Raw genomic sequence first — 16850 nt, 5'->3', positions numbered from 1 at the left:
AGCTTAAAAAAGAGGTGAGAGAAAAACCAAAAGACTGGTTCTCGATTTTAATTTTTCTATTTGATAGATATCTGATAAAAACTATGATATCAAATTTGTAAATGTTTACTTAGATTCTTCCGTTTTAAGACAATTATAAAATCTTTTTCTTTAGTTAACAAAAGATCAACAAATACTAGGTGACTTTAAACCATCCTAAAATTATAATATTTAAAGATTAATATATAATAAAGGTTCTATACTATGGCAAATAAATAAGCCTCCAAATTTTATGATAGGCTTGATTTCACTAGTAGCGGGAACTTGACTCGAACTAATAACCTTCGGGTTATGAGCTTGAGAATTGAATAACTAAAATATAAAAAGTGAGTAATTCGGTGAGTACTAAACTGAATAAGCCTCTATTTTACTGATATAAAATCACTTAAAAATTAATGGATAGTCCCGCCTTGAGTCCAAAGAGCAATAACATTAATGTTATAGCCTTTTTTTTATTACTTTATAGCTGTTTATGTTATAAATAAAACAAAATTTTAAAAAAGAAAAACATCTTTAAGATTCATAATTTATAAGGTTTATACAAGTTTCAATTTAAAACTTCTTAAATTGTATTAAAGGAAAAAATCTAATATGTGTTTTTGAGTACCATTTATATGAAAAATAATTTAAAAATAGCCTTTACTTTTTTCATTTTTCTACTAGTCTACACTAATACGTTAATTGCACAGGAATTACCTCCTATTCAAAAATTTTCGCCAATAGACTATAATGCAGATAGCCAAAATTGGATGGTTTCTCAAGGATCGGACAATTTTATTTACGCAGCTAATAACAAAGGCCTTCTTGAATATAACGGCCACAGTTGGAGTGTGTACCCATCCCCTAACAACACTATAGTTAGATCGGTTAATGCTATTAAGGATAAGATCTATACTGGTTGTTATTCAGATTTTGGCTTTTGGCTTAAAAATGATTTTGGAGTATTAGAATACCAATCGTTGGCATCAAATCTGGATAGCAATTTATTGATTGACGAACAAATTTGGGATATTATTGAATATAATGAATGGGTAGTTTTTCAAGCTAGAAAACACATCTATTTTTACAATACAATTACTAAAGAGTTTAAAATAATAACCTCTAAAAATTTAATTTATAAAATTTTCAAAATCGATAATCACATTTATTACCATGTGGATAACGAAGGGTTATATACAGTTAAAGATGGCAAACCAAAACTACTGGTAAATGACCCTATTGCGTTAAAAGACAGAGTTATTAATATTTTTGAGAGCAATAAAAACATACTACTTTTAACTAGAAAGTCTGGTTTTTATATCATTGAAGCCAATAAATTAACTCCTTGGCATATACCAGCTATAGATACATTGAAAAACGTAAGTGTGTTTAGCGCAATTCAATTAAGCGATAAAAGTTTTGTGCTTGGTACTATTTCCAAAGGAATATTGCATCTAACTAAAGATGGAGAAATCGATTATATTATAAATCAAAAAAAAGGACTTAGCAACAATACTGTTTTATCTCTATTTGAAGATAGCAACAATAATGTCTGGGCAGGTTTAGACAATGGTTTAGACTGTATAAATGTAACATCGCCAATTAGAACTTTTATAGATTATGATGGTGTTTTAGGAACCGTTTATGCCACAAAAGTATTTAATGACCATTTGTATTTGGGTACAAATCAAGGATTGTTTTACCGTAAACTAGGATCTGTAAATGATAGTTTTAAATTTATAGAAGGTACTGCTGGTCAGGTTTGGAGTTTATATAATTATAATGATGAAGATTTGCTATGTGGGCATCATTTAGGAACCTTTTTGGTAAATAAAGATAAGGCCAAACAAATAAGCGACCATTTTGGAGTATGGAATTTCAAAAACGTCCCAAACCAAGAAAATGTATTATTACAAGGGAATTATGATGGCATTTATGTCCTTGAAAAAGTTGATAATAACTGGAAATTAAGAAACAAAATAAAGGGCTTTAATAACTCTTCTAGATATTTTGAAATTAACGACTCTAATCAAATTTGGGTAAATCATGAATATAAAGGCGTATTTGAACTCGAATTAAACGACAGTTTAACTAAAGTGGTTAAGGTTGTTAAAGAAAAAAAATTACCAAAAGGAAAAAACTCTAGCTTAACAACTTATAGAGGTGATATTTTATATATGTCCAACAATGGCGTTTTTAAATATTACGATAGTTTAAGAGCTTTTAAAAAAGACTCATCACTAAGTAAGGTAGCCATGGGAAACCAGTACATTTCTGGAAAAATGGTGGTCGATTTAAACAAAAAACTATGGGTGTTTTCTAAAGAGAGTATTAGTTTTATTGATAATGACAATCTTACCAATAAAGTTAAAATAGCTAGTATTCCTATACCCTCTTACTTTAGAAGAGGTGCTTTAGGTTTTGAAAATATTGAGACTATAGCGCAGGATCTTTATATTTTAGGAACAGCAAATGGATATTTAAAACTTAACCTAGATAACATTACCTATAATGAAGATTATTCAGTCCATTTAAATTCAATTTCTAATACCGATATAAATCAAGATACTACAACAAAAATCTCGCTTAAAGATTCTGGTGATTTCAATTATAAATATGGAATCTTAACATTCAATTACTCGGTACCAGAATATGAAAAATTTTTAGATGTTAAGTATCAATTTAAATTGAATGGAAATATTGATAAATGGAGTGAATGGTCTAACAAAGCAGAAAGCAGTTTCGAAAACCTTCCATATGGAGATTATCATTTTGAAGTAAAAGCCAAAGTAGGAAGCAAGGTATCAAACAATATAGCGTCCTATAACTTCACTATAAACAAACCTTGGTATATATCTAATTTGGCATGGTTCTTATACCTTTTGGCATTAATAACCATTGCTTTATTAACAAATAGTATTTATAAAAACTACTATAACAAAATGCTTAAAAACAAGGAGTTAGAAAACAAGCAAATTGTAATGCAAATTAAAAATGAAAAACTAAATCAAGATATTGAGAATAAAAATAGAGAATTGGCAATATCAACTATGAGTATTATTAAAAAGAATAGGGTATTAAATAAAATTAAAAAAGAATTAAAAAAGAGTAAGGATGCCAATAATGCTGAAGCCATAAAACTTGTAGAAAGTAATTTAAACGACACAAAAGACTGGTCTTTCTTTGAACAGGCATTTAACAATGCAGATAAAGACTTTCTAGAAAAAATTAAACAAGTTCATCCAGACTTAACACCAAACGATTTACGTTTTTGCGCCTACCTACGTCTTAATTTGTCTTCAAAAGAAATGGCCCCTTTACTAAATATTTCGGTTAAAAGTGTTGAAACAAAGCGTTACCGATTAAGGAAAAAACTTGATTTAGAGCACGACAGTGGCCTTGTTAACTATATCTTAAAGTTCTAGTAACACTACAGATACTCTATTTACCACGACATTACCACTACAAGCTCTTAAAACCCTCTATTTTTATAGGCTTAAACTAAATTTAATGGTTTTTTAAACATTATAGTATTCACAAGGTTTTTGGCTAATTATTTTACAATTATTGCACGTTTTAAATACAATGTTCGTTTTTTATCGGCTTAAAAATTATTGAATTATCAGTCTCTACCGGTAATTTTAACAAACAGTTAATTTTGAATACCGACTAAAAATTTAATCAAACTATAATTTTGACACTAAACTAAAACAACCATTTTATGAAATTTAAAATTTGTTATCAAAAAATTAAAGTACTGTTCTTTATATTGTGTTTATCTGTTTCATTAGGAGCAATAGCACAATCAGAACAAACAATTACAGGAACTGTGCTGTCGGCATCAGATAACATGCCTTTACCAGGAGCAACAGTACTTGTAAAAGGAACCAATAATGGAGTATCCACCGATTTTGACGGGAAATTTTCATTAACAGTTAACAACAACGCAACTATATTGGTTGTTTCTTATGTTGGTTATAAAACAAAGGAAACCCAAACTACTTCCAACCAAATAACTATTCTGTTAGAACAAGATGAAAACATACTAGACGAAGTTGTAGTGGTAGGCTACGGTACACAAAAGAAAAGCGATATTGTAAATGCTGTAGCTATAACCGATTTATCAAAAGCTACATTATCGCCAACATCCGATGTTAATGAAATGTTGAGAGGTAGAATTGCCGGTCTTCAAGTAAATGTAGGCGGTGGTACATTAAGACCAGGTGGAACATCTGATATTATTTTTAGAGGACAAGGTTCTATTGAAGGTAATGTTAGTGCTATTTATGTAGTTGATGGCATTATTAGAGATGATGGCATAGAGGATATAGACTCAGACGATATTGAATCTATAGAATTCTTAAAAGATGCATCGGCGCAAGCCATTTATGGATCAAGAGGTGCTAACGGTGTGGTTTTAATAACTACTAAACGTGGTAAAGCAGGCAAAGTAAGTGTTAGTTACCATGGGTTTGTAACCACTAAAACCATAGAGCGTAATTTTGATGTATATAGTGGAGAAGAATTCACACAATTAAGACGCGAAGCTGTAAGAACAAACAGAGCTGATGACTCTTACCCAAATGATGAAGATATTTTTTCTGAAATAGAATTAGAAAACATAGCCAATGGTAATTTTGTTGATTGGGAAGATGAATTAATGCGAAACGGCTTCGTTAATAGTCAAGCTATAAGTGTTAGCGGCGGCACAGAATTAACTAAGGTTTTTGGTAGTATTAATTACTTTAAAGAAGATGGATTGATTCCATCCTCAAGTTACACTCGAAAAACATTGCGTTTAAATGTAGATCAAAACATAAACGACAAATTCTCTGTTAATTTCGATTTAAACCTTTTAAATGATAATACAGACAGAGCAGCAAACGTAAATGTTATTACAACATCCCCATTAGGAAGTGCCTATAATCCTGATGGTAGCATATCTCGTTTTCCAAGTGGTGAAGAGTTATCTGCAGTAAATCCATTATGGAATTTGCGTGAGCAAAATAACGAAGAAACAGGAAATGACTTTGTTATGAACATTACTCCAATCTGGAAAATCACAGACAACTTAACCTATCAATTAAAAGCAAACATGACTAGACGAACTTCCGAAAGAGGACAGTACCAATCGTCTTTAAGTTCTGCTGGTGATGATGTTGGTGGAATTGCACGTATAGATAGCCGTTTAAGAGAATCATTCTTAATAGAAAACATTTTAACTTATGATAAAGCGATAAATGAAAACAATAAGTTTAATGTTACTCTGGTACAATCTGCACAAGAGGATGATGTAAAAAGAACCTTTACCGAAGGTCAAGGGTTTACAAACGAAGATAACGGTTATAACGGTATTGCAAGTGCCATTGGCAACCTTAGCGTAGAACGCGATTCCGATAAAATTAATTATCTATCCTATATGGCAAGAGCACGTTATACTTTAATGGATAAATATTTATTTACAGGAACAATGAGAGCAGATGGCTCATCATTAAACGGAGTAGGAAAAGAATGGAGTTACAACCCTGCAGGTTCTTTTGCTTGGAAAATGCACAATGAAAGCTTTTTAGAAAATGTAGATGCTATACAAGAATTAAAACTAAGATTAAGTTACGGTTCTCTAGTAAACGATTTAGGAATTCCTTATACATCGCTTTTTACAGCAGATCCAGAACCTTATATTTTTGATAGCGAATCGGCATCAGGTTTTTCACCTTCAACAATTTTACCAAATCCAGATTTAGAATTTGAAAGAATTACAACAGCAAATGTTGGTTTAGACTTTTCTCTCTTCCAAAGAGTGTTAACTGGAAACATTAACTGGTATGATGCAAGAACAAAAAATCTTTTATTAAAAAGAGCAGTACCTTCTACAACGGGTTACACCTTTACATATTTTAATGCTGGCGAATTACAAAACACAGGTATTGAACTAGGTCTTACAGCTAATATAATTAATAAAGAAGATTTTAAATGGTCTGTTTCAACAAACTGGTCTAATAATAAAAATAAACTTATTGAGCTATATACAGATGGTAATGGCGATGAAATAACCCGAGATGACACATATAACTACTACGTAGGACAGCCAGTAGGTGTTATTTATCAATATGCTTTTGATGGTATTTGGCAAGAAGGCGACGATTTTGAAAACGCAGCTCAAGCCAACCCAGAGTCATCACTTACCCAGGACAACTTAAGCCCTGGAGACATTAAAATTAAAGATGTTAACGGTGTTGATGATGAAGGTAATATAATATCTGGCCCTGACGGAAAAATTACTCCAGAAGATCGTGTATTTATCGATCAAAACCCAGATTGGTTTGGCTCATTCTCTACAACTTTCGAATATAAAGGTTTCGATTTATTAGTCGATTTTTATGTTGTAGAAGGCGCAACAAAAGTAAACCCGTTTTTATCCGATTTCAATAACGGAGGAACAATATCTGGTAAACTTAATGGTGTTAAAGTAGATTATTACACACCAGAGAATCCATCTAATTCATACCCAAGAGCAAATTTCGATTCTACCCCCTTATACTTAAATTCTTTAGCAGTTAAAGATGCTTCTTATGTAAGATTAAGAACCCTAAGTTTAGGGTATACGTTACCAGAAATAGTCACAGACAAGTTAGATTTAGAAATGATAAGGTTCTATGTAACAGGAACCAACTTATTTACAAATACAGATTACATAGGCTATAGTCCAGAAGTAAATATAAGATCTACATTTTCAAGCGCAGATACGGGATATCCAGATGCAACAAGTTTCACCTTTGGTGTAAGAGTTAAATTTTAAAAAAAGAAATGATGAATACAGAAAGTTTTTATAAAAAATTAAAAGGATCCGGATTGCTTCTTATATTATTATTTTTTGCAGTTTCCTGCGAAGATTTCTTAGAAGAAAACCCAAGCACATCAATTGATGCAGATTATATTTATACTACAGAAGAAGGATTAAAATCTGGAGTTGTAAGTCTATACAAATTTGAAAGAGATCGTTACCAAACAAGCACAGAAGATTTTATGGGTGCCGTACTAATGTCTTCTAGAAGTGATTTAGCCTTTAGCAGAACAGGTTATACAGGTTTAATGGGTAGATACGAAAGAGGTGTTTCACCAGTAGACCAAGGTGCTAACTTTGTTTCTTCATTGTTTTGGAAACACTTTTATAATATGACTAATAAAGCTACTGCCATTATAAATGCGGCTGAAGTTGCTAAAGGAATCGATGAAGATGTTAAGAACCAAGTTCTAGCAGAAGCTAAATTTTTTAGAGCACACTCTTATTTTTATTTATATAGAATGTTTAATAACATTTACGTTACAACTGAAACAGTAACTGTTGAAAACGCATTTGATGTTGTAAATGACAAATCTTCTGAAGAAAACATATTTGCCCTTATTAATAGCGACTTAGATTTTGCAGTAGAACATTTAGAGTGGACAAATACTTTTGGACGCATTACTAAAGGCACTGCTAAACATGTAAAAGCTAAAGTTGCTATGTGGCAAGGCGATTGGACTGAAGCTAAAAACCAAGCCTTAGATGTTATTGAGGGTCCAGATTCGCCTCATAGCTTAGTTTCCAGCACAGCAGCTGTTTTTGATGGCGATAGAAACAACTCAGAGTCATTATTTGTTATTCAAGCCGAAGATGATTTATTAGGCGGTGGTAACACGACTATGATCAATGCAAATTATGTAACACAATATTTTCAAATATCTGGTATCGAAGCCAATATAGAGCAAGGTGGAAGAGGGTTTTCTCGTATATTACCTAACCTTTATTTATTAAATCTTTTAGCTGAAGACCCTAATGACACTAGAGATGATGATACTTATTTTAGACTTAAATATTATTACACTTCTGGGGATAGAATTGGTGAAGAGCTAGATACATATGCTCCAATAACCGACTTAGCTAATCCTAGCACAAATTACACAACCTATTACCAAAGAATGCACCCATCATGCATAAAATTTGCCCAGGAAGACGATAATCCAGACTCTTACCTAAACAGAAGTAATATTACAGTTTATAGGTTAGCAGAAACGTACTTAATTGCAGCCGAAGCTATTATGAGATCTACAGGAGACCCTTTACCTTACATTAACGCAGTAAGAACGCGTGCTGGTGCCAAAGCAGTTACATCTGTAAACCAGCAAACTATTTTAGATGAAAGAGCAAGAGAATTGGCTTTTGAAGGTCAGCGTTGGTTTACCCTAAAACGTATGGGACAAGATGTTATAGATTTTCAAATAACAAATTACGCAGGCGACGGAGAATATTTCCCTGCTAATTTAGGCTCTAAAGACCCAAGAACAAATTGGCAACCACACTATATTAATTGGCCAATTGCTCAAATAGATTTAGATTTATTAGGTCCAGATTTTCCACAAAATGATGGTTACTAAGACCTGTTAAGAACATACTTTAAATAATACCTAAGAGCAATTGTATTTGCTCTTAGGTATTAAATTTATTTACTAAAAATCCATATCTTTTTAAAAATTTACAAATTATGTACTCCTTAATGAGCGTTTGCAAAACTATTTTTATTTCAACTTTTATTTTTACAAGCGTTATAGCTTGTACATCAAGTTCAAAAAACAAAATCACGTTTGCAAACAATGTTGTTATTGCACACCGGGGTGCGTGGAAAACAAACCATTTACCACAAAACTCCATTGCATCATTAAAACAAGCCATAAAATTAGGCTGTACAGGTTCAGAGTTTGATGTTCGGATAACAGAAGACAGTGTACTTGTTGTAACTCACGATAAAGATTACAATTCTTTAGTTATTGAAGAATCTACATATGCCGAACTCTCAAAATTTAAACTTTCAAACGGAGAAACTTTACCAACGCTAAAAGAATATATAGCTGCTGGTCTAAAAAATAACGACTCCACCGGTTTGGTCTGCGAATTAAAACCAGCAAAAACCAAAGAAAAAAATCTGCTTATAGCAGAACAGACTATAAAACTAGTAAAAGAACTTAAGGCCGAAAGCCACATTTTATCCTACATAAGCTTTAGTTATAGTATATTAAAAAAAATAAAGGAATTAGACCCTAATGCTAAAACCCAGTATTTAGACGGCTCAAAATCGCCTAACCAATTAAAAGAAGAAGGAATTTCAGGATTAGACTACCTAGTTTACAAATACAAAATACATCCAGAATGGATATCTAGTGCTAAAGAAAACAATTTAGAATTAAATGCGTGGGTAGCCAATAAAGTTGATGATATTGATTGGCTTTTAGCTAACAATTTTGATTATATCACCACAGACGAACCAGAACTTTCTTTTAAAAAAATAAAGCAAAGCCCAACCACTAAAGGTTACAAATTAGTTTGGAGCGACGAGTTTAATTATAATGGCAAACCAGATAGCACAAAATGGGCATATGATTATGGTTTTTTAAGCAATAGAGAAAAACAATACTATACAGACAGCTTAAAAAATGTTAGAGTTGATAAAGGGCATTTAATTATTGAAGCACATAAAGAAAAAATAGCAAATAAAGATTTTAACAACCCCGAAATTAAAAAGAAAAGCTGGATAAAATATATAACAGAAATTGATACTGCACAATACACCTCAGCACGATTAAACACCACAGGCTTAGCCTCATGGAAATACGGCAGAATAGAAGTTAAAGCTAAACTACCAAAAGGCGTTGGCTTATGGCCCGCTATATGGATGTTAGGTAATAACAGGAAAGAAGTGGGCTGGCCAGAATGCGGAGAAATAGACATTATGGAACATGTTGGTTTTAACCCAGATTCTATATTTGGAACGATACACACCAAGGCTTTCAATCATTTAAGAGGCACCCAACGTGGTAAAAAAATTTTTATAAATAAACCTTACGATACATTCCATGTATTTGCAATAGAATGGACTCCCGAAAAAATGAATTTTATATTAGATGGTGTTGTGTATAATCATATTGAAAACGAACACAAAACAACTGCAGAGTGGCCTTTTGATCAAGAGTTTTATTTAATTTTAAATGTTTCAGTAGGCGGTATGTTAGGAGGAAGAAAAGGCATTGATGATAGTGTTTTCCCCCAACAAATGCTAATTGACTACGTTAGGGTTTTTCAACAAAAAATATAGTAAAATGAAAAATTATTTAAAAGTATTGTGTGTAATTGCCTTAGCCATTTCTGGTTGTAAAACAGCAATTAAAAGTCAAAACCTTAGTGTAATGACCTATAACATACGGCTAGATGTCGCCTCAGATGGTGAAAATGCATGGAAAAACAGAAGCCAATTTTTAAGTTCGCAAATATTATTTTATAGCCCAGATATTTTAGGGGTTCAAGAAGCGCGCCCTAACCAAATGGCAGATTTAAAATCTGCTCTTATAGATTATAAAGCCTTCGGAATAGGTCGGGACGGTGGAGAAAAAGGAGAGTTTTCAGCTATTTTCTACAACCCTAAAAAAATTAAAGTAGAGCAGCAAAATACCTTTTGGTTATCTGAAACACCAAATAAAGTGTCTAAAGGTTGGGATGCCGCCTACCCTAGAATTTGCACTTACGGCCTGTTTACCACACTCAGTAACAACCAAAAAATATGGGTGTTTAATACACATTTAGATCATAAAGGAGCAGAAGCTCAAAAACAGGGTATGCAATTAATTCTTAATAAAATAGAAGAACTTAATTCTAAAAATTATCCTGTTATAATTATGGGTGATTTTAATGTAGAACCTAATAGTGATCTAATTAAAGATTTAAAACAAACTATGAATGATTCCAAAAATATAGCCAAACTAACTTTTGGTTCTAATGGAACATTTAATGGGTTTAAATTTGAAGAACCTGTAACACGAAGAATTGATTATATAATGACTTCAAAAACTACTAGAATTCAAGTTGAAAAGCATGGTGTTTTATCGAGTAATATTAATTTAAAATACCCTTCAGATCATTTCCCAGTATTTGTTCAGCTAAGCTTAGAATAATTTCTGCTAAACCAACCATTAAAACACGCTTTAAAAGACCTATTTAACACATTTCAAATGAAAAAAATCTTATCATATATCCCCATAATATTACTTGTTATATTTCTAACTAGTCTTAAAAAATCTAGTACAAACGATACTTTAACAACTTCAAACAGCGATAAGGTTATAGAACAAAAAGTAGATTCGGTTTTAGCCTTAATGCATTTAAATGAAAAAATTGGTCAATTAGTGCAGTATAGCGGAAAATGGAATGCCACTGGACCATCATCTTCAAAAACAGACCAATTTAAACTCGAAAAACTAAAAAATGGGGAAGTTGGATCCATGTTAAATATTGCTTCTGTAGCTACTACTCGTGAAACTCAAAAAATTGTTATGGATAATTCACGACTTAAAATTCCATTAATTTTTGGGTATGATGTAATTCATGGATACAAAACCATTTTCCCTATTCCCTTAGGTGAAACAGCTAGTTGGGATTTAAATATTATAAAAAACACGGCAGCAATTGCAGCTAAAGAAACAGCCGCATCTGGTATACACTGGACCTTTGCTCCTATGATTGATGTTTCAAGAGATGCCCGCTGGGGAAGAATCATGGAAGGTGCAGGAGAAGATGTTTACCTAAACAAAGTTGTTGGAGTAGCACGTATTAATGGATTTCAAGGAACCAACCTAACTGATACAAACACCATAGCAGCCTGTGCTAAGCATTTTGCAGGTTACGGTTTTGCCGAAGCTGGACGAGACTATAACACCGTTAACGTTGGCGAATTTGAATTACACAATACCATTTTACCACCCTTTAAAGCAGCTGCCGAAGCTGGTGTTGCAACTTTCATGAACTCATTTAACGAGATTGATGGTATTCCTGCAACCGGACACAAAGTGCTACAACGCGATATTTTAAAAAGAGACTGGAATTGGAACGGATTTATAGTTTCAGATTGGGGTTCTATTGGGGAAATGAGAAATCATGGATATGCCAAAGACAAGAAACATGCCTCTGAAATTGCAATGAATGCTGGTAGCGACATGGATATGGAATCGTATGCCTATGAAGCCAATTTAGAAAGGTTACTAGAAGAAAAGAAAATAACTTTAGCCCAGTTAGATGATGCCGTAAAAAGAGTACTACGAGTAAAATTCAAATTAGGCTTATTTAAAGATCCATATAAATACTGTAATGAAGAGCGAGAAAAAAATAACGTATTTACCGAAGCCCATTTAGCAATTGCTCGTGATGGCGCAAAAAAGTCGATAGTATTATTAAAAAATGAAACCAATATATTACCCTTATCAAAAAACATAAAAAGCATTGCTGTTATTGGCCCCTTAGCAAATGATAAGGATACGCCCCTAGGAAACTGGAGAGGAAAAGGAGAAAACAATTCGGCTGTTTCTCTTTTAGAAGGCATTAAAAACGCTATAGGAAACAACACTGAAATACATTATGAAAAAGGGATTGATTTAACAGTACCCAACATAAAACCAGGCAGTAACCAATTTTTACATCCACTAGAATTTAACAATACGGATAACTCCGGAATTGCTGCCGCTGTTGACGCTGCAAAAAAAGCAGACGTTGTATTATTAGCTATTGGTGAAAATGCCTATCAAACTGGTGAAGGTAGAAGTCAGTCTAATATTGGGTTATTAGGACTTCAAAATGAGTTATTAAAAGCGGTTTACAAAGTGAATAAAAACGTAGTTATTGTTTTAATGAACGGAAGACCAATGGATATTTCTTGGGCTGCAAAACACGTGCCTTCCATTCTAGAATGCTGGTTTTTAGGCTCGGAATCTGGCAATGCCATTGCCGATGTAATATTTGGAGATTACAACCCATCAGGAAAATTACCTGTTTCTTTCCCTCATAACGTTGGTCAAGAACCCTTATACTATAACCAGAAAATGACGGGACGGCCATCAAGCCCAAAACATGTTACATATTCGGGCTATCAAGATGCTCCTAAAACAGCTTTATACCCTTTTGGGTTTGGTTTAAGTTATACAACTTTTGAGTATAAAAACCTTATGCTTGATAAAACAGAAATACCCACAAATGGAGAAATAAAAGTATCAGTAGATGTAACCAATACAGGAAATAGAGATGGCGAAGAGGTTATTCAACTTTACATTAGAGACCTAATTGGGAGTATAACTCGCCCAATAAAGGAGCTAAAAGGTTTTGAAAAAACTATGATTAAATCTGGCGAAACCAAAACAATTCATTTTACCATTAACGCAGAAACACTACAGTTTTACACCATAAATAAAAAGTGGGAGGTAGAACTGGGCGATTTTAATGTATGGGTAGGTGGAGACTCCACAACTAACTTAAAAGCATCATTTACCGTTGTAGATTAATACGAGATGTTGTTCAAAAAAAGCTATAAACAAATTTTATTTAACCAACATATCAGGAGTAGCAACCGTTCTAAACCCTATGTGTTCTGCAGACGAGTCTAAACTTGTACCCATTCTAGAAGACACACGGTAGCTTGCACAATAGGAATCGCTACATAAAAAAGAACCGCCTTTTATAACTTTCTCTGGTGTATATGGCATATTAGGGTTATAAGCCTTATCGGCACCTTGCGGATTAAAAATATCTTTATTGCTAGATTTTAGCTCTTGGTAGTAATTAATGTTATACCAATCGGTGGTAAACTCCCAAACATTTCCTGCCATATCGTATAATCCAAAATCGTTTGGTGGATATGATTTTACAGGTGCAGTTCTTTCAAAACCATCTTGCAAGGTGTTATTTACCGGAAATTCGCCTTCCCAACTATTTACCATTTTTGAAAGCTCAGATCTATCATCTCCCCAAAAATAAATAGTGCTTGTTTTTTTACCTCTTGCGGCATATTCCCATTCGGCCTCGGTTGGTAATCGTCTGCCTGCCCATTTACAATACGCTTGCGCATCTTCAAAACTAATATGAACTACTGGATGATTTTCTTTACCTTCAATATTACTATCTGGACCACTAGGGTGTCTCCAGTTTACACCAATTACCCAGCGCCACCATTGTGAGAAATCATATAAATTAGGAACCGATGTTTTTGTTTTTTTAAACATTAACGAGCCGGGTTGTAAAATACTATCATGTGGTTTTGGTGTGCCCTCAGGAAGTTGTTTTTTCATCTCTTCCCAATCAATCTCACGTTCTGCCACTGTTATATAATTTGTTTCGTTAACAAATTTTGTAAATTCGGCATTGGTAACTTCTGTAATATCCATAAAAAACCCATCTACCGATACGGCGTGTTGCGGTTTTTCATGACTCATAGCCATTTCATCTTGATCTACAGCACCCTGTAAAAAAGAACCTCCAGGAATCCAAACCATACCATTAGGCGCATTAGAAATTAACTTTTGTTTTACCTCGTTAGTTATTTTGTTGGTAACATTTTTAGCTGCATCAACAACGTCAACTTCCTTTTCAGTTTGCTTGTTTTTGCACGAAAACATAACTAGTAAGCAAACCACAACTACAGCTAAACCCCTATTCTTATTCATTATTGTAATTATCAATTAATATTGGTAAATGTATTTATTTAATGGCTTATAACCCAAAATAATACATTTAAAGTATTTTTTTTAACATTAAGTAATTACCTTTTCAGTCTTTTAGTTTTAATTACCTTTGCACAACTTAAATACGAGCATTTATGATATATTCAATGACAGGTTATGGTAAATCTGTTTTGCAATTGCCAACAAAAAAGATAACTATAGAACTTAAATCTTTAAATAGTAAAAATTTAGATTTAAATGCTAGAATGCCATCTATATACAGGGAAAAAGAATTATCTATTAGAAAAATTCTTGCCGATAAACTTGAACGTGGAAAGGTTGATTTTTCAATTTATGTTGAAGCTACTGCCGAAGACACATCAACCCAAATAAACACGCCTGTTGTTAAGCAATATATGGAGCAATTAAAGCAGGTTGCAAATGGAAACGACTTGGAATTGCTTAAAATGGCTGTTCGTTTTCCTGACGCTCTTAATACTGTGCGCGAAGAAATAGATGAGAATGAATGGAAAACTATTGAAGTTGAAATTCATAATGCTATAGACGCCTTAAACCAACACAGGCTAAATGAAGGTAAAGTATTAGAGCAAGATTTTAACAATCGTGTGGTTTCAATAGGAAATATACTTGAGCAAATAATAGCTATGGACCCAGAACGTGTTGAAGGTGTTCGTGAGCGTTTATTAAAAGGTGTTCAAGAATTAAAAGAAAAATACGATGAAAACAGGTTTGAGCAAGAACTGGTATATTACATTGAAAAATTTGATATTACAGAAGAAAAAGTACGCTTAAAAAACCATTTAAAATATTTTACGGAGTCTATTAATACTAAAGATTCTAACGGGAAAAAATTAGGTTTTATTAGTCAAGAAATGGGTAGAGAAATAAATACTATTGGCTCTAAAAGTAATTATGCACCAATGCAACAATTGGTGGTGCAAATGAAAGACGAATTAGAAAAAATTAAGGAACAGTTATTGAACGTACTTTAAAAAAGCTGGCAGTAGTCAGTCTTTAGTCGGCAGTAATTTGTAAAATATTAGCATACAAGTGGCAGAAAAAGAAACAAAAAAACAAGGCAAACTCATCGTATTTTCGGCGCCTTCAGGCTCTGGTAAAACTACCATTGTTAGGCATTTATTAGGTAAAGAAAACCTAAATTTAGAGTTTTCAATATCGGCAACCTCTAGAGAAAAACGAGGTACGGAAGAGCATGGAAAGGATTATTATTTTCTATCGGCCAAAGAATTTAAGAACAATATTAAAGACGATAACTTTTTAGAATGGGAAGAAGTATATCGCGATAACTTTTATGGGACTTTAAAAACTGAAGTTGAACGTATTTGGGCACTAGGTAAAAATGTTATTTTTGATATTGATGTTTCTGGAGGATTACGAATTAAAAGAAAATTTCCGGAAGAAACTTTGGCTATTTTTGTAAAACCACCAAGTATAGATGAATTAAAAATACGTTTAAAAAAGCGTAAAACTGAAAGTGCAGATAAAATAAATATGCGTGTTGCAAAAGCATCGGCCGAATTAGCCACCGCTCCTTTATTTGATACTATAATTATTAATGACGATTTAGAAAAAGCACTCCTAGAGGCTGAAAAAAAGGTTGAAGACTTCTTAAACTCCTAGCACAATAAAATGAAAATTGGTTTATATTTTGGCTCTTTTAACCCTATTCATATTGGGCATTTGGTTATTGCAAACCACATGGCAGAATATAGCGATTTAGACCAGGTTTGGTTTGTAATTACACCCCATAATCCGTTTAAAAAGAAAAGTAGTTTACTTGATAATTACCAACGTTTAGAAATGGTTTATGAAGCCACTAAGGATTACGATAAGTTAAAAGCCAGCGATATTGAGTTTAGCTTACCGCAACCAAACTACACCGTTAACACCCTTGCTCATTTACAAGAAAAATATCCAGATCATGATTTTTCTTTAATTATGGGCGAAGACAACCTAAATAGTTTTCATAAATGGAAAAACTATGAAGTTATTCTAGAAAATCATCACATTTATGTTTACCCTCGAATATCAAACACTACGGTAGACAACCAATTTAATGGGCATAAAAAAATACATCATGTCGATGCGCCTATTATGCAACTCTCTTCAACATTTATTCGTAAAGCTATAAAAGACGGTAAAAACATCAAACCCATGTTACCTAAAAATGTTTGGGAGTATTTGGATGAGATGAATTTTTACAGGTAGCTCAATACGAAAGAATTTTCCTCAGTTTAAAGTAGGTTTTGTCTAGCTAATTTAATATTTTAGCTAACCAA

At 32.8% G+C, this 16850-nt stretch carries 10 protein-coding genes; 9 read left to right on the top strand and 1 reads right to left on the bottom strand.

Annotation, left to right across the window (positions count from 1 at the left end; all coding sequences use genetic code 11):
- Positions 1–653 precede the first annotated feature (653 nt).
- From AAFN75_RS07465 to bglX, 6 genes are all read left to right on the top strand, one after another.
- Positions 654–3443 carry a triple tyrosine motif-containing protein gene (locus AAFN75_RS07465; RefSeq protein ID WP_411808970.1) on the top strand — a complete coding sequence of 930 codons (2790 nt, stop codon included), beginning with the start codon at positions 654–656 and terminating at the stop codon, positions 3441–3443.
- Positions 3444–3739: 296 nt separating this feature from the next.
- Positions 3740–6817 carry a SusC/RagA family TonB-linked outer membrane protein gene (locus AAFN75_RS07460; RefSeq protein WP_411808969.1) on the top strand — a complete coding sequence of 1026 codons (3078 nt, stop codon included), beginning with the start codon at positions 3740–3742 and terminating at the stop codon, positions 6815–6817.
- 8 nt (positions 6818–6825) lie between these two features.
- The gene (locus tag AAFN75_RS07455; protein ID WP_411808968.1) at positions 6826–8436 is read left to right on the top strand and encodes a RagB/SusD family nutrient uptake outer membrane protein; all 1611 of its coding nucleotides are present in this window, start codon (positions 6826–6828) and stop codon (positions 8434–8436) included.
- Positions 8437–8555: 119 nt separating this feature from the next.
- Positions 8556–10148 carry a glycerophosphodiester phosphodiesterase family protein gene (locus tag AAFN75_RS07450; protein ID WP_411808967.1) on the top strand — a complete coding sequence of 531 codons (1593 nt, stop codon included), beginning with the start codon at positions 8556–8558 and terminating at the stop codon, positions 10146–10148.
- Between the two features lie 4 nt (positions 10149–10152).
- A complete protein-coding gene (locus AAFN75_RS07445; RefSeq protein ID WP_411808966.1) occupies positions 10153–11001 on the top strand; it encodes an endonuclease/exonuclease/phosphatase family protein in 849 nt (282 codons plus the stop codon).
- A gap of 57 nt (positions 11002–11058) precedes the next feature.
- Positions 11059–13374 carry a beta-glucosidase BglX gene (gene bglX / locus AAFN75_RS07440; RefSeq protein ID WP_411808965.1) on the top strand — a complete coding sequence of 772 codons (2316 nt, stop codon included), beginning with the start codon at positions 11059–11061 and terminating at the stop codon, positions 13372–13374.
- Positions 13375–13410: 36 nt separating this feature from the next.
- Here the strand turns inward: bglX and AAFN75_RS07435 are convergent, their stop codons facing one another.
- A complete protein-coding gene (locus AAFN75_RS07435) occupies positions 13411–14532 on the bottom strand; it encodes a formylglycine-generating enzyme family protein (protein WP_411808964.1) in 1122 nt (373 codons plus the stop codon).
- 152 nt (positions 14533–14684) lie between these two features.
- Between AAFN75_RS07435 and AAFN75_RS07430 the strand changes: the two genes are divergently transcribed.
- The 3 genes from AAFN75_RS07430 to nadD are packed head-to-tail and all read left to right on the top strand — an operon-like array spanning position 14685 to position 16779.
- The gene (locus AAFN75_RS07430) at positions 14685–15542 is read left to right on the top strand and encodes a YicC/YloC family endoribonuclease (RefSeq protein WP_411808963.1); all 858 of its coding nucleotides are present in this window, start codon (positions 14685–14687) and stop codon (positions 15540–15542) included.
- A 58-nt stretch (positions 15543–15600) separates the two neighbouring features.
- Positions 15601–16191 (top strand): guanylate kinase, encoded by a 591-nt coding sequence (gene gmk, locus AAFN75_RS07425; RefSeq protein WP_411808962.1) that lies wholly within the window; start codon positions 15601–15603, stop codon positions 16189–16191.
- 9 nt (positions 16192–16200) lie between these two features.
- Entirely contained in the window at positions 16201–16779 is a 579-nt protein-coding gene (gene nadD / locus AAFN75_RS07420) for a nicotinate (nicotinamide) nucleotide adenylyltransferase (RefSeq protein WP_411808961.1), read from the top strand.
- Positions 16780–16850 lie beyond the last annotated feature (71 nt).

The sequence above is a fragment of the Algibacter sp. AS12 genome, assembly GCF_046736315.1.
Lineage (GTDB): Bacteria > Bacteroidota > Bacteroidia > Flavobacteriales > Flavobacteriaceae > Algibacter_B > Algibacter_B amylolyticus.
This window is presented reverse-complemented; position numbering and strand designations above follow the sequence as displayed.

Coding starts and splice junctions, on each gene's coding strand:
- AAFN75_RS07465 (WP_411808970.1), top strand. CDS start 654: ATGAAAAATAATTTAAAAATAGCCTTTACTTTTTTCATTTTTCTACTA.
- AAFN75_RS07460 (WP_411808969.1), top strand. CDS start 3,740: ATGAAATTTAAAATTTGTTATCAAAAAATTAAAGTACTGTTCTTTATA.
- AAFN75_RS07455 (WP_411808968.1), top strand. CDS start 6,826: ATGATGAATACAGAAAGTTTTTATAAAAAATTAAAAGGATCCGGATTG.
- AAFN75_RS07450 (WP_411808967.1), top strand. CDS start 8,556: ATGAGCGTTTGCAAAACTATTTTTATTTCAACTTTTATTTTTACAAGC.
- AAFN75_RS07445 (WP_411808966.1), top strand. CDS start 10,153: ATGAAAAATTATTTAAAAGTATTGTGTGTAATTGCCTTAGCCATTTCT.
- bglX (WP_411808965.1), top strand. CDS start 11,059: ATGAAAAAAATCTTATCATATATCCCCATAATATTACTTGTTATATTT.
- AAFN75_RS07435 (WP_411808964.1), bottom strand. CDS start 14,532: ATGAATAAGAATAGGGGTTTAGCTGTAGTTGTGGTTTGCTTACTAGTT.
- AAFN75_RS07430 (WP_411808963.1), top strand. CDS start 14,685: ATGATATATTCAATGACAGGTTATGGTAAATCTGTTTTGCAATTGCCA.
- nadD (WP_411808961.1), top strand. CDS start 16,201: ATGAAAATTGGTTTATATTTTGGCTCTTTTAACCCTATTCATATTGGG.